This is a genomic window from Chthoniobacterales bacterium (assembly GCA_036569045.1).
In the GTDB taxonomy this organism is placed as follows: Bacteria; Verrucomicrobiota; Verrucomicrobiia; order Chthoniobacterales; family JAATET01; genus JAATET01.
Window position 1 is genome coordinate 1 of record DATCRI010000056.1, and the last position, 21,127, is coordinate 21,127.

Below are 21,127 nucleotides of genomic sequence, written 5' to 3' on the forward strand. Positions count from 1 at the left end.
GACCGCCACGATGTGGCCGCTGCGTCCGTCGTCCTTCCGGCACGCGACGATGAGGCCGACGCCACCGAGGTTCGCGGCGTCCTGCAGCTTCGAGAGCGTCCCGGTCTGCCGCCAGCCGAAACCCGAGCCAAAATCCCGCAGCCAGCGGAAGAGGTCGTTCGCGCGAACCTCGTCGACCGTGCGGCCATATTGCGGCTCGAGCGCTTCGCCGCGGGCGAGCCGGGCCAGCGCCACGCCGTTCCACCACACCCGCGGAAGGTAAACGCCGGCGAGCGTGCAGTAGTCGTGCGCGTAGATGTTGCAGAACGTGCAGCCGCGCGCGGGCCGGTAACGCCGATGCAAGGGATCGTCCACCGCGAGCCAGTCGATGATCGCCGCGAGTTCGCGGCAGCGCTCGCCGGCCGTCGCGCCACGACGCGAGGGCGCTCCCCGCTCGTAGAGCGAGAGCGCATTCGCGGGATCGCATCGCCTCACGGCTCGACCTCCCGACGGCAGATTGGCCGCGATCACGCCCGGAAACGGATCCTCGGTTTCCGGCCGCAACACCGGAATCTGCGCCTCGCTCGTGAGCGGCAGGAGATACACATTCGCCGCGAAGCCCCGGAAATACGCGCCTCCCAGGCTCGCCTCCACCTCGAGAAATGCGTCGCTGCGCTTTCCGCCAAGCTTGTGGACGAGCGTGCCGGCGGGCAGCCGCGCGACGATGTTTCCCGCGGAGATCTCGGGCGCAGACCGCAACCGCAGCGTCGTCGTGATCTTCGGATCGACCTGATAGACATCGCCGCCCAGTGCGGTGACCTCGGTCGGTTGCGGCAGCGGCGCCTGCCCGGGATCGGGAACGACGGCCGGCCCGACCGCGAGCAGGCCGGGCGCGCAATCCGCCACGGTCTGCGCGAGTCGGAAGAACTCGAAGATGTTCTCGCCGTAGTAGCGGCCCTCGGAACAATGCCCCTGCCTGAATCCCGCGCGGAGGTTCGCCCGGCCGCGATTGTAGGCGATGGCCAGATAGATTTTCTCGGTCGACGTGAGGCTCGCCCGGTCGCGCCATCCCTGCCGGGCCATTGCGGCGCGCAGTTCGTGCAGACATTGGTCGAGGCAGGTCTCGAACGTCTCCCAGGCTTTCGTGAGGAAGAACTCGGGCGTGGTCTTGAAGAACTGGAGGTCGTATTGGAAGGGGCCGAAGCCGTGGCAGAACTTCGCCCGGTTCCGCGCAACCTTTGCGTAGACGGGGTCGTATTGCGCGACGAACTCCAGCGCCTCGCGGGCGATCCGAAACATCTCGTCGCCGCGCCGCGCGGACAAAAGATCGGCCTTGTTGCGCGGAAAGGCCGAGCGACCGGGCGCATCGATCGTGTCGCCGACGCAGACTTTGAGCAGGTCGGACTCGCTCAGCCGATGAATGCGCGGCCCCCAGATGTAGCCGGTCTCCTGCATGGCGATCGCGGAGACCAGATCCACGCAGAATGGCGTGCCGGCGACCTTCGGAGCGATGCGCGCCTGGAAGTTCGATTTGAACCAGGCGACGAAATCGCGGCTGCTCACGGGACCTCAGATCACGGCTCGCACCGCGACGCGGGCGAGGATTTCCAGCACCTGGAGGGCAAACCGCTGCCGCACGATCTCGGTAGCGCCAGCCCGGGAGAGCGCGTCGAATTCCGCGAGGTCCTGCTCGCCGCGCAGCAGGCTGGCGAGATCGTCCGCGGAGAGCTGCCCGTCGAGATATTGCGCACGCCATCCCGCGATGCGCGGGCTGATCTCGGCGGTGAGCGTCGCGGCATCCGCCACGCCTGCGGCAGCGTGCGCGGCGTCGAGCGTGCCTGCGGCGGCATCGAGAATCTCCGGGGCGGCGAGTTGCCAGAAATTGGGAACGGGGTCGGGCATGGCGTCACTGCGGCTTGCTTTTTTCGAGCACGAGAATCTTGTCGAGCGCGCGGGCGACCTGATCCTGCTTGCCGGCGATGAGGGCCGGCGAAAGCGTTCCGCGGGCTTCCCACGTCTGCAGATAGCCCGCGAGAAGGTCGCGCTGGGGATCCGCGAGAATCGTCCACATGGCCACGATCTGCTCGTTCCCCGGCCGGGCCCGTTCGTCGGCCAGCCGCTGGTCCAGATCGCGGCGCACGGTTGCGATCTCGATGACATGGTCCGAAGCCGGTTTGCCGGCCTCGGCCATGAGCGCGAGCGCCTGCTTCTTGAAGGCTTCGGTCGCGCTGTAGGAGTCGGGGCGAAACGCGATGCAGCCCGCAACGAGCACGAGCAGCGTCGCGAGCGAGAGGATCCCGAGGAGACGGCGAGAGGCGGTGTTCATGATTTCTTTTTCGCAGCGGGCCGAGATTTGCGAGCCGTGCGGCCCTGCCATGGAATCTCGTGGCTTTTCAAGGCCGGCGGGCCGGCTAGCTTCGGGGTCTGGTCGTAGCCGAGGGCCTCGAGATCGGCGGCGGCTTCGGTCGCGAGTTGCTGGAACGTGAGCCTCCGCCCGGCGTGTCCCTGTCGACGCAGAATCCGCGCGAGCGAGTAGGTGAACGCCCCGTAGGAACTGGCGCCGTGCCGGTATTCGTAGGAGAACTCCCCTTCCCCGCAGGCCTGATAGATCATCGGCAGATACGGGCCCTCGTGCTTCAGCGCCTTGCGGACGGCGTCGTATTCCGCGGAGGGCAGCGTGCGCACGCTCACCGCACGGCCGAGCCGGCGCAGGGCCTTCGACTCGCCCGTGTATTCCGGGCCGAGCGAGGCATTCGGCGACGGGATTTCGCGATTCACCCACATCTCACGATCGATGTCCCACTTCAGCATCCGGTGCCGGATGTCGTCGGGCGGATTGATGCCCCGGACCTTTGCCCCGCCCTGCCGCAGGATGCCGCCGGAGTGGCAGGCATCGATCACGCCGACGAACTTCATGTCGTAGGGGAGCTGGCTGTAGAGGTCGAAGAACTGGTCGTCGGTGAAGGCATTCTCACGCGACCAGTTGAAGTCGTAGGGCACGAGACATTCGTCGAGCCGATCGACCGTGTCGCCCGGGCCGTAGCCGGGAATCTGCGCACCGTGGCCGCTGTAGTAGAGGAAGCGCACGTCGCCGGGCTGCGGATCGGCCAGCAACCACTCGAGCCGCTCGCGGATGCCCTGCGCCGTCGCGCGATCGTTGAGAACCACGCGAATGTCATTCGCCGCGAAGCCGGTTTCCTGCAGCACAGAGCTCATCAGGAACACGTCGTTCACGCAGCCCTCGAGCCGGTCTTCAGGATTCGGGTAATCATTGATCCCGATGAGCAATGCCCGAGGCGGCGCCGGCTTCTTCGTCCCGCCGACCGCCGGAGCGCGCCCGTCCGCCGCGGCGAGCGCCCGTCGCGTAATCGTGACCGGGGTCGCCCGGTTGGCAACGATGTCGCGCCAGACGCGGGCGCGGGTGTTGTCGTGGCGAAGGTAGCCGATGGCATCATGCCCGGTCGGAGTATCGGTCGTGACCTGGAGATAGGCCGTGGACGGAACGCTGAGGCTCACCACAAAGACGCGATCCTGCGGGTTGTAGAGATTATACCAGAACTTCGGGCCGATCTCGGTGATGCGGCCGCCAAACATGCCGCGCACGGTGGGATTCCCGATTTGCGAACCAAAGGTCACGAGCTTGAAATCCAGCGAGCCCGCGGCCTGCGGCGGGTGCACGAGAAGATCGTAGGCGATGAGCGTGCCGAGACTGTGGGCGCAGACGACGTCCGGTTTGAAGTCGGCGATATCCTTCTGCAGGGCAGCCCGACATTTCGCGCGAAGCTTCGCATCCTCGGCCCACTGCGTGACCATCCCCGCATACCACTTCACGCGCTCCGAAATGTCGCCGAATCCCCGGCGCCGGTGAAAGGCGTCGCCGATTCCGTAAATGAACCCATTCATGAGCAGCGAGGCCACGCCAGCCACGCTGCCCTGCGGAGTCAGCGGCGTCTCGGCAAAGTAGCGATCGTATTCCGCAAACTTTGCCGTGACGGCGATCGTATTGTCCCACTCACGGAGGCCGTCCTCGATGGCCCGCTTCCACTCCGGCTGCCATTCAGGATGCTCCTCCTGATGCCCGATGCCATGAACGCACAGAATTTTTACGGTGCTCATAGGGAATATTTCCACGGATAGTCACCCCGTCGGACATTTGGCGTCCAGACTGAAAATGGTGGCATTTCCGTGACGTTCGAAATTTCGAGAGCCCGCGCCTCGCCCGGTGCGCTCGCACAGTTGCCTTGCGCGTCAATTCTGTCACGATCGCAGGATGTCGAAAGCTCTCCCAATCCGTCCGCGCATCGCGGCGAAGGCCAAAAATGCCTTCGCGCTTGTCGTGAGCCGGTATAACGGCGAGTTCACATCGGCACTCGAGCGCGAAGCCCGCGCGGAGCTGCTTGCCATCGACCCCGGCGCTACCATCGAGACCTTTGACGCCCCCGGCTCCTTCGAGGTCCCCCTGATCGTGAAGCTCCTTGCCGAGCGCCGCCAGTATCACGCCATCCTCGCCCTCGGGATCATTCTCAAGGGCGAGACGGCTCATGCGGACCTCATCGCCGCATCCATCACCAATTCACTGCAACAGATCGCGCTCAGTCACAACGTGCCCGTCATTCACGAAGTGCTGCTCGTCAACAACGAGGCCCAGGCCCACGCCCGCTGCCTCGAGCCGGAGTTGAACCGCGGCCGGGAAGCCGCCCGCGCCGCGGCCTCCGCCGTCGAGACCGTGCAGGCGATCATCACCACCTAGCTTTTTACCAATCATGGGAGTTCGTCGAGAAGGCCGCGAAGCGGCCGTCCAGTTTCTTTATCAGCGTGACCTGAATGCCTCCGCCGAGGTGGCCGATCTTCAGGTCTTCTACAAAATGCGCGGCCTCAGCCCCGCCGCCCGCCGCTTCACCGACGTGCTCGTCCCCGGCATTCTCTCCACGCAGGAAGCCATCGACGCCCTCATCAAGGAACACGCCGACAACTACGAACTGCACCGCCTCTCCGCCGTCGACCGCAACATCCTGCGCCTCGCCATTTACGAGATGCTTCATTGCCCCGACGTGCCGCCCGTTGTCTCGATCAACGAGGCCATCGAGATCGCCAAGAAATACAGCACCGACGAGTCCGGCCGGTTCGTGAATGGCGTGCTCGACCGCATCCGCACGAAGCTCCCCCGCCCCGCCCGCACCGCCGCGGCGAAGGCCGACTGACCCGCACCCGTCCTCGCGTGGCCTTCGGTTTCTTCAAATCCCTCGTCGATAAATTTGCGGGCAAGCCCGTCGATTGGGACGACCTCGAGGAAAGCCTCATCCGCGCCGACCTCGGCGTGCCGATGACGCTTCGCATCCTCGAGGCCCTCCGCGCCCGCGGCGACGCCCTTACCGCGCGCACCGTCGTCGAAGTCGCGCGCAACGAGATTCTCGAGGTCCTGCCCCTCGGCTCGCCGCCCATCCGCCCGCTGCCGAATCGGCCGAAGGCCATCATGCTCGTCGGCGTGAACGGCACCGGCAAGACCACCTCCGCCGCGAAGCTCGCGCATGCTCTCAAGCGCGACCGCCACACCGCCCTGCTCGTCGCCGCGGATACCTTTCGCGCGGCCGCCATCGAGCAACTTGGCGTCTGGGGCGAGCGCATCGGCGTCGAGGTCGTCAAAGGCCAATACAACGGCGACTCCGCCGCGTTGTGTTACGACGCCTACGCCACCGCCCACCGGCGCAACGTCGAGTTCCTCATCTGCGATACCGCCGGCCGCCTGCACACCAAGAGCAACCTCATGCAGGAGCTCTCGAAGGTCACCCGCACGCTTGCGAAACACGACCCCGACGCCCCGCACGAGAAGCTCCTCGTCGTCGACGCCACCACCGGCACGAACGCCCTCGTGCAGGCCAAACAGTTCCACGAGGCCGTCGGCCTCACCGGCATCATCGTCACGAAGCTCGACGGCAGCGGCAAGGGCGGCGTGGTCGTCGCCATCCAGAACGAGCTCGGCCTCACACCGCGCTACATCGGCACCGGCGAGACGCTCGAGGACTTCGCCCCCTTCGACCGAGAGACCTTCGTGGAGCGCATGCTGTAATCCGCATCGCCTCCAATTTCCGGGTTTCCTGTTTTCCCGCTTTCCTTGTTAAATCGCCGCATGCCTGAGTTTTTTCAAAAAGGCGGGCCCCTCATGTGGTTGCTGCTCCTGTGCAGCGTCGTCGCCGTTGCGGTCTTCCTCGAGCGCGCATTCTACCTTCATCGCGCCTCCATCCGCGTCGGCGAGCTTCTCCGCGGCCTCTCGAATCTCCTCGCTCTCGGCAACGTTGCCGAAGCCGTGCAGGAATGCTCGTCCACGCCCGGTCCCGCCGCCCGCGTGATGCGCGCCGTCCTCCTCAAGCATGATCTCCCTCGCACCGAACTCCGCGACATCGCGCAGGATGCCGGCCAGCTCGAAGTGCCGAAGCTCGAGCGCAACCTCGGTGTCCTCATCGCGATGATCTATCTCGCACCGCTCATCGGCCTGCTCGGCACCGTCATCGGTCTCATCGATGCCTTCACCGCCATTGGCGCCGAGGGCGGCTACGCGACCGCCACGGAAATCGGCGCCGGCGTTTACCAAAGTCTGCTCACCACCGCCGCCGGCCTCGCGGTCTGCATTCCCACCCTGCTGGCCTATCAGTTCCTTTCCGCCCGCGTGAACACCCTGCTCCACGACATGGAACGCGCCGGCATCGAGGTCATCACGCTCCTCACCGATCTCCGCCGTTCCGGTCCGCCCGCTGCGCCCGCCGCCATCGAGCCGTGAAGCTGCACCGCACGTTCAACCCCGGTTTCGGCGCGCTCCTTTTCGTGCCGTTCGCGGATGTCGCCGCCGTGCTTCTCATTTTCTTCCTGCTCAGCGGCGGCTTTCTCCTGCAACCCGGAGTCGCCGTGAAGGTGCCCGACTCCCCGTTCCTGCTCGCTCCGCAGCGCGATCCCCGCGTCGTCAGCATCACCGGCGATCCCGTGCCCGCGATCTACTTCGACAACCGCCGCATCGAGCCCGCGGAACTCTCCACCCGCCTCGCCAAAGTGGAAGGCGACACCCGCACGCTCATCATCAAGGCCGACCGCCGTGCCCCCGTCGACCTGCTCATCCAGGTCGTGAATGCCGCCGTCACCCACGGCTTTTCGGTCGTCCTCGCCACCGCCGAGGTCCCATGAACCCGCACACGCCCGGCGGGGAACTCCGGCTGCTTTTCGATTGGGCCCACGATAGCGGCCGCCGGCTCGCCCTATGGATCCTTGCCGCTATCGCGCTGCACGCCGCCGCGTTTGCGCTCTTCCGCATCAGCTACCCGGCCCCGCAGCCGGCCCGCATTTCCGACGCCACGCTTTACGTGCTGCTCCCCGGCTCCGCGGAAGCCGCCCGCCTTGCGCCCTTCCTCGCCGCGGCCGACCCCGCTCTTTTCGCCGCCGAGCGCTCCGATAGACTCGGCCGGCCGGATCCGCAAATTCCGGCCTACGAGCCCAGCTACACCGCCGCGAAACCCGAAATCCTCCCCCTGCCCGATCCCAAGACGCGCATCCTCCCGCCACTTCTCCGCGATCACGGCCCCGTTCCCGTCGCCGAAGCCCCGGTCGCCCGCAAGGACACCCCCGCGCCGGCCACTCGCACCCAGACCATTTTTTCCGCCAACCTTGCCTCCCGCGCCCCGCAGGAATGGCCGAAATTCAAATTCGTCGCCCGGCCCGGCGACCAGCTCGCGCCCACCCGCTTCCTTCTCGGTGTCGCTCCCGACGGCCGCGTGCTCCACGTCATTCGCGACACCGACAGTCGCAACTCCAGCCTCGACGATGCCGCCTCGCACCTCCTCATGCAGCTTTGGTTTCAACGCGGCCCCAACGACGACATCGCCTGGGGCACCGCAACTTTCTACTGGGGCCTCGATGTCAAACGCGAGGAGCCGCGCCTGGAGGACGTCCAATGATTCCGCTCACCCTCGGGCAGGTCGTCGTCGTCTACACCGCCGGCCTCGTCACCTTCCTGCTCTTCCTCTCCCTCGGGCGCACCCTTTTTCGCATGCGCCGGGAGGCCCGCTCCCGCCGTCGGCAGATCCAGTGCGCCATCTGCGGCACGATTTACGAAAACTCCACCGAAGTTGCGCTGCCAGAGTGTCCGAATTGCGCGCACCCGAACGAACGCCGTCCGCCTCTCGGCCCGTAACCATCCTGTCCGGCTTCCTGACGACGGCCGTTATTTGCCAGCCTCGGAAATTTGTGGTTGCAAAGGGGGTTTGCCAGCCGATTGACTGAACGTTCCCTTCTTCAGGGGTAATTTGTTAAAGCATGAGTGAGCGCAGAGTCGTAATTACCGGAATTGGAACCGTCACGCCGATCGGCCTGGACACCGCCACCTTTTGGCAAAATCTCACCAATGGCGTGAGCGGGATCAGCCGTTTCAGCGCCTTCGACTCGACCGACTACGACTGCAAGATCGCCGGCGAAATCAAGGATTTCAACGCGGCCGCCTATTTCAAGAATCCCAAATCGGCCAAGCGCACCGACCGCTTTACCCAGTTCGCGATGGCCGGCGCCAAGATGGCCGTCGAGGACTCCGGACTCGATCCCGAGAAGCTCGACCTCACCCGCGTCGGCGTGATGATCGGTTCCGGCATCGGCGGCCTTTACAGCATGGAAGAGGAGGCCAAGCGCCTCCAGGCCCGCGGCCCCTCGCGCGTCTCGCCCTTCACGATTGCCATGATGATCAGCAACATGGCCTCGGGCATTGTCTCGATGGAATACGGCTTTGCCGGTCCAAACATGTGCATCGTCACCGCCTGCGCCACCGCGAACAACTCGCTCGGCGAAGCCTGGCGCATCATCAAATTTGGCGATGCGGATTGCTTCGTCGCCGGCGGCTGCGAAGCCACCATCACCCCGCTCGGCATCGCCGGCTTCGCCTCGATGAAGGCGCTCAGCTGCCGCAACGACGAGCCCGAGAAAGCCTGCCGCCCGTTCGACAAGGACCGCGACGGCTTCATCATGGGGGAAGGCGCCGGCATCATGGTTCTCGAGGAACTCGAACACGCCAAACGCCGCGGCGCTCCGATTTATTGCGAACTCGCCGGCTACGGCGCGACCGCCGATGCCTATCACATGACGGCCCCGCTGCCCGAGGGCGAAGGCGCCGCCCGCGCGATGAAGATCGCGATGAAGCACGCCGGCGTGAACCCGGAAGACATCGATTACATCAACGCCCACGCCACCTCGACCGGCCTCGGCGACATCTGCGAAACCAAGGCCATCAAGCTTGCCCTCGGCGAAGCCGCCAGGACCGTCACCGTGAGCTCCACGAAGTCCATGACCGGTCACCTCCTCGGTGCCGCCGGTGGCGTGGAAATGGCCGCCTGCGCCCTCGCGATCAAGCACGGCATTGTCCCGCCCACGATCAACCTCGACGAGCCCGATCCCGAGTGCGACCTCGACTACACGCCGAATGTCGCCCGCGAAAAGAAGGTCCGCGTCGTCCTCAACAACTCCTTCGGCTTCGGCGGACACAACGCCACGCTCATCGCCAAGGAATACGTCGGGTAAGGTTTCTTTAGACGGAATTAACAGAATTTTGGGAATTGGGAGTTCCCGGGTATGAAACCCCTCTCTCCATTCCGTGAATTCCGTTAATTCTGTCCAAAAATGAACTCCCCCCGCTACGGCTCCATCCCCTACCGCCGCAGCGGCCGCAGCGGCCTGCTGCTGCCCGCTCTCTCGCTCGGCCTCTGGCACAATTTCGGAGCCGCCGCCGACTTCGAAAACGCCCGCGCCATGGTGCGCCGCGCCTTCGATCTCGGCATCACGCACTTCGATCTGGCGAACAACTACGGGCCGCCTCCCGGCTCCGCCGAGGAAACCTTTGGCCGCCTCCTCCGCGAGGACTTCTCGCGCCACCGCGACGAACTCATCGTCTCGACCAAAGCCGGCTACACCATGTGGGAAGGCCCCTACGGCGACTGGGGCTCCCGCAAGTATCTGCTCTCCAGCCTGGACCAGAGCCTTCACCGCCTCGGGCTCGACTACGTCGACATCTTCTACCATCACCGGCCCGATCCCGACACGCCGCTCGAGGAATCCCTCACCGCCCTCGTCGACGCCGTCCGCATGGGCAAGGCCCTCTACGCCGGCGTATCGAATTACGACGCCCCCCGCGCTGCCGCCGCCGCGCAATTCCTCCGCGCCGCCGGCGTTCCTCTGCTGATTCATCAGCCGCGCTACAACATGCTCCAGCGCATTCCGGAAACGGGCGGCCTCCTCGACACTCTCGACGCCGAGGGCGTCGGCTGCATCGCCTTCTGCCCGCTTGCCCAGGGCCTGCTCACCAGCCGCTATCTCACCGGCGAGATTCCCCCCGACTCCCGCGCCGCCGGCAATTCCGTCTTCCTGACCGCCGACAAGGTCACCGCGGAAAATATCGCCATCGCCCGCCGTCTGAATCCCATCGCCGAGGCCCGCGGCCAGACACTCGCCCAGATGGCGCTATCCTGGGTGCTGCGACGGAGCACGGTCACCTCCGCTCTCATCGGCGCCAGCCGGCCGTCTCAGATCGAGGAGAATGTCGCCGCAACCACCCACTGCGAATTCACCGCAGAAGAACTCACCGCCATCGACGCCGCCTGCACGGGCCAGAGCGCCTGATCGCGGCCTGCCCCCGCGCAACCCGGGCATCGCCAGCGCGAGGCCCGCAGAATCGATCACGCCTTCGCCTTGGGCACGCCCTCGCCGTGCTCGTAGATCGCACTCGCGCTGCCGACAACCAAAGGATCGGCCGTCGAGACCAGAGCTTCGTCCTTCCCATCGTAGGGAATCGACGCCAGCAGGAATTTCATCGCGTTGAGGCGAGCGCGCTTCTTGTCATCCGAACGAACGATCGTCCAGGGCGCATCTGCCGTGTCCGTGTAGAACAGCATCGCTTCCTTGGCCTTCGTATATTCGTCCCAGCGGCCCAGCGATTCCACGTCCATCGGGCTGAGCTTCCACTGCTTGAGCGGATCACGAGCCCGGCTGAGAAAGCGCCGGAGCTGCTCCGCCCGGCTCACCGAGAAATAGAATTTGATGAGCTTGATGTTGCTGCGAACGAGCATGCGCTCGAATTCCGGCGCCTGGCGCATGAACTCGAGGTAATCGTGCGGCGTGCAGAAGCCCATCACGTGCTCGACGCCGGCGCGGTTATACCACGAGCGATCGAACAGCACGATTTCGCCGCTCGTCGGCATCTTCTCGACGTAGCGCTGGAAATACCACTGGCCGCGCTCCGTCGTCGAAGGCGTCGCCAGCGCGACAACCCGGGCGCCGCGCGGATTCAGGTTTTCCGTGACGGTCTTGATCGTGCCGCCCTTGCCGGCCGCGTCGCGTCCCTCGAAAAGCACGACGATCTTCTCGCCGGATTCCTTCACCCACGCCTGCATCTTCACGAGCTCGATATGGAGGAGCCGCACTTCCTCCTCGTAGTCCGCGCTCTTGATGACCTTCTCGTAGGGGTAGGTCGAACTGATGATCTGCTTCTTGCTCGTCGCGGAATTCACGCGCGCGACGAGCTCCGGCGGAATGCTTGTCCGCACCTGCTCATCGATCACCGCCACCATCGGGAAGGACGCCCCTTTCGGCATCGAAGCCGGCTTTTTCGCCTTCTTCTTTTTGGCCTTCTTCGGCTTCTCCGCCTTGGGCGGCTTCACCTTCGGCGGCTTCGCAACGGCCTCTGCGCTGATCTCGGGGACGGACTCGACGTCCGCTTCCCCACCGGTGGATTCTTCGACTTGTTTCATCAGATTGCTTCCCCTTCTTGGCGGCCCTAGGTCCAAAAAAGGGAAGCAATTCCCGTTCCGTCGCGTGACGGAATCTTAACTTTCGGGCGTCTCGGCTTCGTCCTCGTTGGCTACCACCGGAGCGATACCCTGCAGACTCTCGCCCTCGCGCATGTCGATCAGCTTCACGCCCTGAGCGTTACGGCCGGTCTCGCGAATCTCGGCGATCCGCGTGCGGACCATCTTGCCCTTGTTCGTGATGAGCATGAGTTCGTCGCCGTCGCGAACGGTCAACGCACCCGCCACGCCGCCGGTGCGTTCGTTGACCTTCATCGTAATGACGCCTTTGCCGCCGCGGGACTGGATGCGGTATTCCTCGAAGCCCGTCCGCTTGCCGAGGCCGTTCTCGCCGGCCACCAGCAGCATCGAATTCGGATCCACGAGCGCAGCCCCGACCACGTAGTCTTTCTTCACGGGACGAATGCCCCAGACGCCGACCGTGTTGCGGCCCTGGTCGCGGAGCTCCTCCTCGTTGAAGCGAATGCTCATGCCGTCGTGCGTGATGAGCACGATCTCGTTGAGCCCGTTGGTGAGCTTGCAGTCGATCAGACGGTCGCCTTCCTCGATCTGGATCGCAATGATGCCGCCCTTCCGGATGTTCTTGAAATCCCGGAGGTTCGACTTTTTCACGATACCGCTGCGGGTCGCGAAAAGGATGTGGAGCAGGTCGGACCAGGTATCTTCCTCCTTCTTTTGCCCCTGAATACGGATCGTCGCCGCGATCTTCTCGTCGGCGCGCAGCTCCAGCAGGTTCGCAATGCTGCGGCCCTTGCTCGCGCGGGTGCCCTCGGGAATCTCGAACACCCGCTCGACGTAGCAACGCCCGTCGTGCGTGAAAAACATGAGGTAGTCGTGCGTCGTCGCCGTGAAGAGGTGCTCGACGAAATCGTTTTCCTCCTCGGTCTGGCCTTCGCGGGCGACCATGCCGATCACGCCCTTGCCGCCCCGGCGCTGCGCGCGATAGGCGGAGACGGCCGTGCGCTTGATGAAGCCGTTGTGCGTGATCGTGATGATGCACCCCTCGTTCGCGATGAGGTCCTCGATGTTGACCTCGCCCTCGTCGGGCACGATCTGCGTGCGGCGGGCGGAGCCGTGCTTGACCTGAATCTCGCGCAGCTCGGCCTTGATGATCGCGAGCACACGGGCCTCTTTCGCGATGATGTCGAGGAGGTCCTTGATCGTGACGAGCAACGCGTCGTATTCGCTCTTGATGCTGTCGCGCTCGAGGCCGGTGAGCTGATAGAGACGGAGGTCGAGGATGTGGCCGACCTGCTTCTCGGTGAATTTGTAATCGCCGCCCGGAGTCAGGCGCGCCTCGCTGCGGATGAGAATGCCGATCTGCTCGACGGCCTTCTGCGTCCAGGACAGCGCCAGCAACTTCGCCTTCGCGTCGTCGCGATCCTTCGAGTCGCGGATGATCTTGATGAAGTCGTCGAGATTTGCGAGCGCGATGAGGTAGCCCTCGAGCTTCTCGGCCTCGACTTCGGCCTGATCGAGGAGGAAGCGCGTGCGACGCAGCACGACCTCGCGGCGATGCTCGATGTAGCTGGTGATCGCGTCCTTGAGCGAAAGCAGCTTCGGCTTGCCGTGGTCGATCGCAAGCATGTTCACGCTGAAGGACGACTCCAGCGCGGTGTGCTTGTAGAGATTGTTGATGATGACCTTGGGATTGCCGTCGCGCTTAAGGTCGATCACGACGCGCGTGTCCTCGGCGCTCTCGTCGCGGACATCGCTGATGCCGGCGATCACCTTCTCGTTCGTGAGATCGGCAATGCGCTTCACGAGATCCGCGCGATTCACGTTGTAGGGAATCTCCGTGATGATGATCTGCTCGCGACCACCCTTCACTTCCTGCACGCCGACGCGGCCGCGGCAGCGCACCTGACCGCGACCGGTCTCGAAGTATTGTTTGATGCCGGCAACGCCCTGCAGCAGACAGCCGGTCGGGAAATCCGGGCCCTTGATGTGCTGCATGAGGCCTTCGATCGTGATCTCGGGATCGTCGATCTGCGCGCAGATGCCGTCGATGCACTCGCTCAGATTGTGCGGCGGGATGTTCGTCGCCATGCCGACGGCGATGCCGGTGCCACCATTGACGAGGAGGTTCGGGAACGCGGCCGGGAACACGGTCGGCTCCTCGCGCGTTTCGTCGTAATTCGGCGCGAAGTCCACGGTCCCCTTGTCCATGTCCACCATGAGGGCGGCGCCGAGCTGACGCAGGCGGGCCTCGGTGTAACGCATGGACGCCGGCGGGTCGCCTTCCAGCGAACCGAAGTTGCCCTGGCCATCGACAAGCATTTCGCCCATCGCCCACGGCTGGGCCATGTGCACGAGCGTCGGGTAGATGGCCTGGTCGCCGTGCGGGTGGTAGTTACCCATCGTTTCGCCGACGATCTTCGCGCACTTGAGATGCTTGCGGTTCGGCATCACGCCGAGTTCGCTCATCGCGAAAAGAATGCGGCGCTGGGAAGGCTTCAGGCCGTCGCGGGCGTCCGGAAGGGCGCGGGAAATGATGACCGACATCGAGTAGTCCAGAAAGGACTTCGACATTTCCTCGGCGACGTTAACTTTTTCGACTTTTTCGTTCTGCGTATACATCGCGAAAGCTTTTCTTTTTTAGACGGAATTAAGGGAATTTGGGGAATTAGAGGACTCTCTGGCGGCGCTTAAATTCGAGGCTTGGGGCGCCAAAATTCAGGAGCAGGCCGGTTTCGATCCCGGTCGCGGTGAGGTAGTTGACGAGCTGGGCCTCCTGGGCCTTGGCGAGAGTGAGGACGGCTTTGATTTCGACAATCAGCGCGCCGCCCACGATGAGATCGGCAACGTAACTTCCGACGATCACGCCGCTGTAAGTCACCGCCAGAGGCTGCTCGCTCTGGAAGGCAAATCCCTGGGTCTCGAGCTCGTAAGCAAGCGCATTCGCGTAAACAGTTTCCAGAAAACCAGGCCCGAGGGCGCGATGCACCTTCATGGCCGCACCGATCACCTCTCCGGCGAGATCGTATTGCTTCCCTTCCAATTCCCGAAATTCCGTTAATTCCGTCAAAGCTTAGACGTCCAGGCGGGCGTTGAGGGCGTTGTCCTCGATGAACTGGCGGCGGGGCTCGACGATGTCCCCCATCAGGATCGTGAACATCCGGTCGGCCTCCATCGCATTGTCCTCGTTGAGATCCACCTTGAGCATCTTGCGCTTCTCGGGGTTCATCGTGGTCTCGTAAAGCTGCTTGGGATTCATTTCACCCAGACCCTTGAACCGCTGGATCGAGAGGCCGCGCTTTCCGATCTCGAGGACGTTGGCAAGGATCTCGGGGATCGCGAACAGCGGCCGCGTGGCCGCCTTTTCGCCCTCACCTTCGATGAGTTCGAAGATCGGCGTGTCGCTGTCGGAGTAATGCTCGATCCTGAGGCCCTTCTTCGCGAGTTCGTCGATCAGCTTCTGCACCGTGGACGATTCGTGCAATTCCACGAGCTTCGCGCGACGGCGGGCGCCTTCGGGCTTCTTCGATTTCGCGGCGGGCGCGGGAACGGATTCCAGCGTGAGCGTCTCCTCCTCGCCGGGCGTTTCCGGCGCCGGATCGTCGAAGATATTCAGGTCGCGATTCTCCTCGTGGAAGGCGCGCACCTCGGCCTCGCCGGGGAAATACGTCGCCCACTCGGTGTTGCCCTCTCGCACCTTGAGGATGTAAGTCGGCAGCAGGCCGGTCTTCGGATCGCGCTCGCTGAGATACGTCTCGAAATCGCCGCCGTGGCGCCGGATGGAATCCGAAAACTTCGCGAGGCGCTCGAGCAGCTCGAGGATTTCCTTGAGCTGAACGGCCGAGAAGACCTTGCCGTCGGCGAGATTCTTCAGCTTCACCTCGTCTGCGCCGAGCGAGATGAGGATCTTGTTCAGCTGCGCGTCGTCGTCGACGTATTCCTCGCGCTTCTTGCGCTTGATCAAATAGAGCGGCGGCTGCGCGATGAAGATCTTGCCCTGCTTCACGAGCTCGGGCATCTGGCGGTAGAAAAATGTGAGCAGCAGCGTGCGAATGTGCGAACCGTCCACGTCGGCATCCGTCATGATGATGATGCGGCCGTAGCGCAGCTTTTCCATGTTGAACGCGCCCTCCTGATCGCCCGAGCCAATGCCGGTGCCGATCGCGGTAATGAGCGTCTGCACCTCGGTGTTCTGCAGCACCTTGTCGAGCCGGGCTTTCTCGACGTTGATGATCTTGCCCTTGATCGGAAGGATCGCCTGGTAACGCCGGTCGCGGCCCTGCTTGGCGGAGCCGCCCGCCGAGTCACCTTCGACCACGTAAAGCTCGGTCAGATTCGGGTCGCGTTCGGAACAATCCGCCAGCTTGCCGGGCAGGCCGCCGCCGGTGAGCGCGCCCTTGCGGACGGTCTCGCGGGCCTTGCGGGCAGCCTCGCGGGCGCGGGCCGCCATCAGGCACTTCTCGATGATCTTCTTGCCGACCTGCGGATTCTGCTCGAAGTGCAGCATCAGGCCCTCGTAGGTGATCGAGCCGACAATGCTCTCCACCTCGGGCGTGATGAGCTTCACCTTCGTCTGCGACTCGAAACGCGGGTCGGGATGCTTCACGCTGATCACCGCCGCGATGCCCTCGAGCACGTCGTTGCCGGTGATCGCGGCGTCCTTGTCCTTAATGAGCGAGTTGTTCTTCGCGTATTGGTTGATCGCGCGCGTGAGCGAGCCGCGGAAGCCGGTGGAATGCGTGCCGCCGTCGGGATTCGGCACCGCGTTCGTGTAGCAGAGGAGCTGCTCGTTGTAGGTGTCCGTGTAATGCAGGCCGATCTCGACGATCACGCGCTCACGGGTGCCCTTCACGAGGATCGGCTTGGGATGAACGAGCGTCTTGTTCTCGACGAGGCGCGAGACGAAATCCTCGACGCCCTTCGGATGCTGGATCTGCACCGCCTTCGCATTCTCGACGCGCTCGTCGAGGAACGTGAAGCTGAGCGGCGCATTGATATAGGCGAGGTCGTTCAGGCGCGTGAGCAGGCGGTCCGCCTTGAACTCCGTCGTCTCCTGGAAAATCTCCGGATCGGGCTGGAACGTGATCAGCGTGCCGGTCTGCTTCTTGTTTTTGACCTCCGCAATGACGTGCAACGGCTTCACCGTGACGCCGCGCTCGAACATCATCGCATGAATCTTCGCGTCGCGGGTGACCTCGACCTTGAACCACTCGGAGACCGCGTTGACGCATTTCGCACCCACGCCGTGCGTGCCGCCGGAGTATTCGTAGTTGCCCTGGCCGTATTTCCCGCCGGAGTGCAATCGAGTGAGCACAAGCTCGACGCCGGGAATGCCCTCCTCCTTGTTGATGTCGACCGGAATGCCGCGGCCGTTGTCGCGAATGGAGATCGAGCCGTCGGCGTGAATCGTCACATCGATGTGCGTGCAGTGGCCGGCAAGAAATTCGTCGACGGAGTTGTCGAGCACCTCGGAGACACAGTGATGCAGCGCGCGCTCATCGGTGCCGCCGATATACATGCCCGGCTTTTTCCGGACGGCCTCCAGGCCTTTTAACGAACTCAGATCGTCGGCGTTGTATTCGGCTTTTTTCGAGGCGGTCTCGGATTTTGGGGCGTCGGGATCGGAAGACATTACAAGCTAAAAACGGGGGCCGTGTGGCCGCCGTTGATACTATTCGCCCCGACGCGACAGCGACAAGGGGTTTTTGCCGAACCCGTCCCTCGGAAAACGCAGGATGTTGTGCCCGAGAATTTCCCGACACAACATCTTGCGAACCCCTCGATTCCAAAAACGAAACCCGGAGCGTTCTGAACGCTCCGGGTTTCGCGGCTTTTCGGAGTGCTAATCCGAGAGATCGACGACGCGAACCGTCCTGCTGGCAGAACGGCGCCCGGTGGCATCGACGGCCCGGATCTTCACCCGGAAGTCTCCGTCGATCGGCTTCAGCACGATCTTCCACTTCTCGGTGCCCCTGGCCTTGCGGAACGAGCGCGTCTTGAACGGCGCCCCGGAGCCACCAAGCTTGTATTCCACCTTCGCAATCCGGTTCGACGCTCCGAACGCAACCGCCGTCCCTTTCACGACCAGCCGACTGGCGCTCGTCTTCTTCGCCCGTTTTCCGAGCACTTTCAGGAGCGGCGCCTGCGAACTCACCGCACCGCTTCCCGGCGCGACGGCGAGGTCAAAGCGATCGATCTTCACGTTGTCGAACGACACCGTCTGCCCGACCCCGAGCGTGGCGCCCGAGGAGAGCCTGATGCCGATGGCCCCGGTTGGCGGAGTCGTGCCCGTGCTGAAGATCAGCTTCACGGTCTGGAAGCTGCCGCCGCCCGCGGGATTCGCGATGCCAAGGAGACTTTGCGTGAGCGTATCGGTGAGCGTCGAGAGCAGCCCCGGGTCGGACAAGGCGTATTGGAGGATGTCCGCCACATTGCCAACGAGGCCATCCGCGCCAATGAGCGTCGTCAGCAGATTGTCGACGAGCGTCGTGTCGCCCGGCGTCCCCGCCAGCACGCCCGCAAGATTTGCGAGCGCCTCCACCGCGCTGTCATCTCCGCCGATCGAGGCGAGCACGGCCTGGAGATTCGTCACGATGGGACTCGCCTGCGCGACGCCAAGCAGCTGGGAGATTTCCAGGCTCGTGATCGTGTTCGGATCGATCGTGCCGTTGAGCACCCCGTTCAGCAGATCCTGCAGCGCGGAAAGCGTGCTGCCATTGGCTCCGACAAGGGAATCGACCAACTGCTGGGTCGCATTCAGCGCCGCCGGATCGCCATCGATCAGCGCGAGCAGCTTCTGCAGCGTATCCTGCAACTCGAGCTTGCCGACGAGAGCGGTGAGCTGCGTGGTCAGCGACGGCACCACTGTCAGGAGATTGATGCCGAGCGCATTGATGATCTGGCTTTGCGTCAGCTCCTTCACCACCGCGTCGTTGCCATCCAGCGCCGCGACGCCGATCTCGGTGGACGCGCCCGCCAGCGAGGCGAACTTCACGTCCACGGAAATCACGTAGAGGCTTTGCGGCTGATAGGCAGCCTGCGCGCTCGTGCTCAGGCTGCCGGTTCCCGTTCCCGTGATCGAGACCTGCCCCACGATGTTCCCTCCGTCATTGGGAGTATTTGCGACGGCCGTCCCCGTCGTCTGCGGCATCCAGTTGGCCGCGGTTCCATTTTCGAACGTCCCGGCGGGGAAACTCACGCTCTCCGCCATTAATGCACCTGCGGTCAGGAGACCGCCCAACACCGAGACCAACGCGAGGGATTTCATAGGATTTATTACTTCATGTTTCGTATATATTCCTACCAGAGGATGCTCGGAAGTTGCAAAAAAATAAAATGCGTAGCGACATCCCGCTCTGGCTCGCCCGACGTTCACTCATCAGCGCGGGACGGTATCTGACGGGGGCTGGACTTACGGGCAGCAACGATTGTCATCGCGGAACTCACCCTCCGTATAATGCGTTCTTCCTATTGCAGTTTTTTCGCAACCAAGCGAAAGCGAACGGGCCGCAGACCCGACGCTGATCAGAAAGGGCATCCGGCCGCCACCTTTCAATTCTCCCTATGTCTAAAGACCCCCAAACGGAATCGGACGAAAAATTTCGCGCGGCGAAGATCAGCATCAGCATGCCGGAATCAATGGTCGACTTCATCGACCAGCAATGCGCGGCCTTCCGAGTGGGGCGCAGCACCTATCTTCAGATGTTGCTCGAGGCGGAACAGGAAACGCCTCGCCGGGAATTTGTGAAGCGCGCGCAGGACTAACGGTCCGCGCCTCGGTCTTGTCGCCCGGTCGGGCGATGGGCATTGTCCCCGCATGATTTTTCGGGCGGCATGGTTTCTTCTTCTCGCCGGGTTGTTCCTGGCGGCATCCACGGCGCGCCGGGCGGATGTCTTTGTCGACGGACAGGTCTACTTCGTCGACGCCGATTGCTACTCGCGCATGTCGCGGGTCGAGCAGGTTCTCGCGCATCCGTTTCACTCGATTCGGCATCACGACTTCGAGAACTTTCCAACCGGCATCGCCACGCACACCACGGCCCCGCTGGATTGGCTGATCGCCGCGCTGGCCCTCATTTTGCGACCCTTCAGCCCGCAGGCGCTCGATCTCGCAGGCGCCTGGATCTCTCCGCTCCTGGGCCTCGCCACGCTCGCGGGGCTGTGGGTCTGGAGCGAACGTGCAAGACTCCCCTATCGCCACGCGCTGCTGGCACTGCTCGCCGTCTCACCTGTCATCATCCAGGCCTTTCGCCTCGGTCGTCCCGATCATCAATCGCTGCTCCTTTTTCTGCTGGCCGCCGGCCTCGCCGCGGAATGGAACCTCTGGCGAAACCCCACCCGTCGCGCCGCGCTCGTCTGGGGATTCGCCTGGGGCCTGGCGCTGTGGACGAGCCTCTACGAACCGCTCGTCATCTTTCTCCTGCTCGCGATTCTTCGCCTCGCCCTGTTGCGACGCGCCAGCTTCACCGGAGCGTGGAGGATCGCCGGCGGGACCGCTGCACTCCTCTTCGTGGCCGGCGTTCTTTTCGACGGCTGGCGCGTGAGCGCCCCCGATCCCACCGTCGCGAAATATTTCGGTGCATGGTCGCACAGCATTGCGGAACTCGCGTCGTTACCGCCGCTGTCGCCACAGTTTCCGGGCTGGATCGGCTGGCTCGCCCCGGCGCTTCCCTTCCTCCTCGCATGGCGCTTCGTCAGGAATCGCGATTCCCGCGTCCTCGCGATACTCGCCCTTCTGCTGGCGACCTACGGCCTCACCTGCTGGCAGATCCGCTGGGGCTGCTTCCTCGTTCTTATCGCCGCGATGGCTCTGCCGTGGGGGCTCGCCGCGCTGCCCTCGCGCGCCCTCGGATGGACGCTGTTCGTCCTCAGCCTGCTGCCCATCGCCCGTCAATGGGACACGATGCTCTATCCGGACGAGGCGCAGCTCGCCGCGCGGGTGGAACAGCGCGCGGATTACGCGCAGCTCCGCGAGGTTGCGATGGCCTTCGTCTCCGGCGAACGCACGGGCATCCTTGCCCCGTGGTGGCTTTCCCCGCCGCTCGCGTATTGGTCCGGTCAACCCTGCGTCGCCGGCAGCTCGCACGAAAGCCTCGGCGGCATCGTGGATACCGCGCAATTTTATCTCGCCGACAACGACGCCACGGCGCGCGAGATTCTGCAGCGACGGAACGTCACCTACGTCGTCGCCTACGAGCCCTCGCGGGTGATCTCGACCTCCGCCGCCGTCCTGGGAGAGGCCGCTCCGCGCGGCAGGCTTGCGGAATTGCTTTATCGGGATTCCGGGCCGAATCTTCCGTGGCTGGAGCGCGTCTTCGCGACGCCCTGGTATAAGATCTATGAGGTGAAGCGCGATGGACTATGAC

The 21,127-nt window shown here is 64.0% G+C and carries 20 protein-coding genes; 11 read left to right on the top strand and 9 right to left on the bottom strand.

Annotated features, from left to right (window positions below; translation table 11 throughout):
- The 4 genes from VIM61_10860 to VIM61_10875 all read right to left on the bottom strand — a co-directional run.
- On the bottom strand, nucleotides 1-1,542 hold a 1,542-nt coding region (locus VIM61_10860), incomplete at its 3' end, for a hypothetical protein (protein HEY8900900.1).
- Between the two features lie 6 nt (nucleotides 1,543-1,548).
- Nucleotides 1,549-1,881 (bottom strand): hypothetical protein, encoded by a 333-nt coding sequence (locus VIM61_10865; GenBank protein ID HEY8900901.1) that lies wholly within the window; start codon nucleotides 1,879-1,881, stop codon nucleotides 1,549-1,551.
- Between the two features lie 4 nt (nucleotides 1,882-1,885).
- Nucleotides 1,886-2,305 carry a hypothetical protein gene (locus tag VIM61_10870; protein ID HEY8900902.1) on the bottom strand — a complete coding sequence of 140 codons (420 nt, stop codon included), beginning with the start codon at nucleotides 2,303-2,305 and terminating at the stop codon, nucleotides 1,886-1,888.
- Entirely contained in the window at nucleotides 2,302-4,095 is a 1,794-nt protein-coding gene (locus VIM61_10875; protein HEY8900903.1) for a caspase family protein, read from the bottom strand. Before VIM61_10875 ends, VIM61_10870 begins: the two co-directional genes overlap by 4 nt.
- A 154-nt stretch (nucleotides 4,096-4,249) precedes the next feature.
- On the opposite strand from VIM61_10875, the gene ribH reads away from it, so the two are divergent.
- The 9 genes from ribH to mgrA all read left to right on the top strand — a co-directional run bounded on the left by ribH (nucleotide 4,250) and on the right by mgrA (nucleotide 10,620).
- Nucleotides 4,250-4,729 (top strand): 6,7-dimethyl-8-ribityllumazine synthase, encoded by a 480-nt coding sequence (gene ribH / locus VIM61_10880; protein HEY8900904.1) that lies wholly within the window; start codon nucleotides 4,250-4,252, stop codon nucleotides 4,727-4,729.
- Nucleotides 4,730-4,742: 13 nt separating this feature from the next.
- Nucleotides 4,743-5,180, top strand: a complete 438-nt coding sequence (gene nusB / locus VIM61_10885) for a transcription antitermination factor NusB (GenBank protein HEY8900905.1) — start codon at nucleotides 4,743-4,745, stop codon at nucleotides 5,178-5,180.
- Nucleotides 5,181-5,197: 17 nt separating this feature from the next.
- On the top strand, nucleotides 5,198-6,046 hold the full coding sequence (gene ftsY, locus VIM61_10890; protein ID HEY8900906.1) for a signal recognition particle-docking protein FtsY: 849 nt from the start codon (nucleotides 5,198-5,200) through the stop codon (nucleotides 6,044-6,046).
- A 60-nt stretch (nucleotides 6,047-6,106) separates the two neighbouring features.
- Nucleotides 6,107-6,754, top strand: a complete 648-nt coding sequence (locus VIM61_10895; protein ID HEY8900907.1) for a MotA/TolQ/ExbB proton channel family protein — start codon at nucleotides 6,107-6,109, stop codon at nucleotides 6,752-6,754.
- Nucleotides 6,751-7,152: a biopolymer transporter ExbD gene (locus tag VIM61_10900; GenBank protein ID HEY8900908.1), complete on the top strand. Its 402-nt coding sequence runs from the start codon at nucleotides 6,751-6,753 to the stop codon at nucleotides 7,150-7,152. Before VIM61_10895 ends, VIM61_10900 begins: the two co-directional genes overlap by 4 nt.
- Complete coding sequence (locus tag VIM61_10905; protein ID HEY8900909.1) at nucleotides 7,149-7,919, top strand: hypothetical protein; 771 nt, start codon at nucleotides 7,149-7,151, stop codon at nucleotides 7,917-7,919. Before VIM61_10900 ends, VIM61_10905 begins: the two co-directional genes overlap by 4 nt.
- Nucleotides 7,916-8,155 (top strand): hypothetical protein, encoded by a 240-nt coding sequence (locus VIM61_10910; GenBank protein HEY8900910.1) that lies wholly within the window; start codon nucleotides 7,916-7,918, stop codon nucleotides 8,153-8,155. Before VIM61_10905 ends, VIM61_10910 begins: the two co-directional genes overlap by 4 nt.
- A gap of 122 nt (nucleotides 8,156-8,277) precedes the next feature.
- Nucleotides 8,278-9,525: a beta-ketoacyl-ACP synthase II gene (fabF, locus tag VIM61_10915; protein HEY8900911.1), complete on the top strand. Its 1,248-nt coding sequence runs from the start codon at nucleotides 8,278-8,280 to the stop codon at nucleotides 9,523-9,525.
- Between the two features lie 99 nt (nucleotides 9,526-9,624).
- The gene (gene mgrA, locus VIM61_10920; GenBank protein HEY8900912.1) at nucleotides 9,625-10,620 is read left to right on the top strand and encodes an L-glyceraldehyde 3-phosphate reductase; all 996 of its coding nucleotides are present in this window, start codon (nucleotides 9,625-9,627) and stop codon (nucleotides 10,618-10,620) included.
- 56 nt (nucleotides 10,621-10,676) lie between these two features.
- On the opposite strand, the gene ppk2 is transcribed toward mgrA, so the two are convergent.
- The 5 genes from ppk2 to VIM61_10945 all read right to left on the bottom strand — a co-directional run bounded on the left by ppk2 (nucleotide 10,677) and on the right by VIM61_10945 (nucleotide 19,029).
- Nucleotides 10,677-11,747: a polyphosphate kinase 2 gene (ppk2, locus tag VIM61_10925; protein ID HEY8900913.1), complete on the bottom strand. Its 1,071-nt coding sequence runs from the start codon at nucleotides 11,745-11,747 to the stop codon at nucleotides 10,677-10,679.
- Nucleotides 11,748-11,822: 75 nt separating this feature from the next.
- On the bottom strand, nucleotides 11,823-14,384 hold the full coding sequence (gene gyrA, locus VIM61_10930; protein ID HEY8900914.1) for a DNA gyrase subunit A: 2,562 nt from the start codon (nucleotides 14,382-14,384) through the stop codon (nucleotides 11,823-11,825).
- Nucleotides 14,385-14,430: 46 nt separating this feature from the next.
- The gene (locus VIM61_10935; protein HEY8900915.1) at nucleotides 14,431-14,805 is read right to left on the bottom strand and encodes a GxxExxY protein; all 375 of its coding nucleotides are present in this window, start codon (nucleotides 14,803-14,805) and stop codon (nucleotides 14,431-14,433) included.
- 30 nt (nucleotides 14,806-14,835) lie between these two features.
- Nucleotides 14,836-17,394 carry a DNA gyrase subunit B gene (locus VIM61_10940; protein HEY8900916.1) on the bottom strand — a complete coding sequence of 853 codons (2,559 nt, stop codon included), beginning with the start codon at nucleotides 17,392-17,394 and terminating at the stop codon, nucleotides 14,836-14,838.
- A 210-nt stretch (nucleotides 17,395-17,604) separates the two neighbouring features.
- Nucleotides 17,605-19,029, bottom strand: coding sequence for a hypothetical protein (locus VIM61_10945; GenBank protein ID HEY8900917.1), 1,425 nt, complete (start codon nucleotides 19,027-19,029; stop codon nucleotides 17,605-17,607).
- Between the two features lie 296 nt (nucleotides 19,030-19,325).
- Here VIM61_10945 and VIM61_10950 point away from each other — a divergent pair, with 296 nt between their 5' ends.
- Nucleotides 19,326-19,526 (top strand): hypothetical protein, encoded by a 201-nt coding sequence (locus VIM61_10950; GenBank protein ID HEY8900918.1) that lies wholly within the window; start codon nucleotides 19,326-19,328, stop codon nucleotides 19,524-19,526.
- Between the two features lie 52 nt (nucleotides 19,527-19,578).
- The gene (locus VIM61_10955; GenBank protein HEY8900919.1) at nucleotides 19,579-21,126 is read left to right on the top strand and encodes a hypothetical protein; all 1,548 of its coding nucleotides are present in this window, start codon (nucleotides 19,579-19,581) and stop codon (nucleotides 21,124-21,126) included.
- Nucleotide 21,127: the final 1 nt, after the last annotated feature.

Bases quoted from the DNA above. Each gene is read 5' to 3' on its own strand.
- VIM61_10865 (HEY8900901.1), bottom strand. From the start codon at position 1,881: ATGCCCGACCCCGTTCCCAATTTCTGGCAACTCGCCGCCCCGGAGATT.
- VIM61_10870 (HEY8900902.1), bottom strand. From the start codon at position 2,305: ATGAACACCGCCTCTCGCCGTCTCCTCGGGATCCTCTCGCTCGCGACG.
- VIM61_10875 (HEY8900903.1), bottom strand. From the start codon at position 4,095: ATGAGCACCGTAAAAATTCTGTGCGTTCATGGCATCGGGCATCAGGAG.
- ribH (HEY8900904.1), top strand. From the start codon at position 4,250: ATGTCGAAAGCTCTCCCAATCCGTCCGCGCATCGCGGCGAAGGCCAAA.
- nusB (HEY8900905.1), top strand. From the start codon at position 4,743: ATGGGAGTTCGTCGAGAAGGCCGCGAAGCGGCCGTCCAGTTTCTTTAT.
- VIM61_10895 (HEY8900907.1), top strand. From the start codon at position 6,107: ATGCCTGAGTTTTTTCAAAAAGGCGGGCCCCTCATGTGGTTGCTGCTC.
- VIM61_10905 (HEY8900909.1), top strand. From the start codon at position 7,149: ATGAACCCGCACACGCCCGGCGGGGAACTCCGGCTGCTTTTCGATTGG.
- VIM61_10910 (HEY8900910.1), top strand. From the start codon at position 7,916: ATGATTCCGCTCACCCTCGGGCAGGTCGTCGTCGTCTACACCGCCGGC.
- fabF (HEY8900911.1), top strand. From the start codon at position 8,278: ATGAGTGAGCGCAGAGTCGTAATTACCGGAATTGGAACCGTCACGCCG.
- mgrA (HEY8900912.1), top strand. From the start codon at position 9,625: ATGAACTCCCCCCGCTACGGCTCCATCCCCTACCGCCGCAGCGGCCGC.
- ppk2 (HEY8900913.1), bottom strand. From the start codon at position 11,747: ATGAAACAAGTCGAAGAATCCACCGGTGGGGAAGCGGACGTCGAGTCC.
- gyrA (HEY8900914.1), bottom strand. From the start codon at position 14,384: ATGTATACGCAGAACGAAAAAGTCGAAAAAGTTAACGTCGCCGAGGAA.
- VIM61_10940 (HEY8900916.1), bottom strand. From the start codon at position 17,394: ATGTCTTCCGATCCCGACGCCCCAAAATCCGAGACCGCCTCGAAAAAA.
- VIM61_10945 (HEY8900917.1), bottom strand. From the start codon at position 19,029: ATGAAATCCCTCGCGTTGGTCTCGGTGTTGGGCGGTCTCCTGACCGCA.
- VIM61_10950 (HEY8900918.1), top strand. From the start codon at position 19,326: ATGTCTAAAGACCCCCAAACGGAATCGGACGAAAAATTTCGCGCGGCG.
- VIM61_10955 (HEY8900919.1), top strand. From the start codon at position 19,579: ATGATTTTTCGGGCGGCATGGTTTCTTCTTCTCGCCGGGTTGTTCCTG.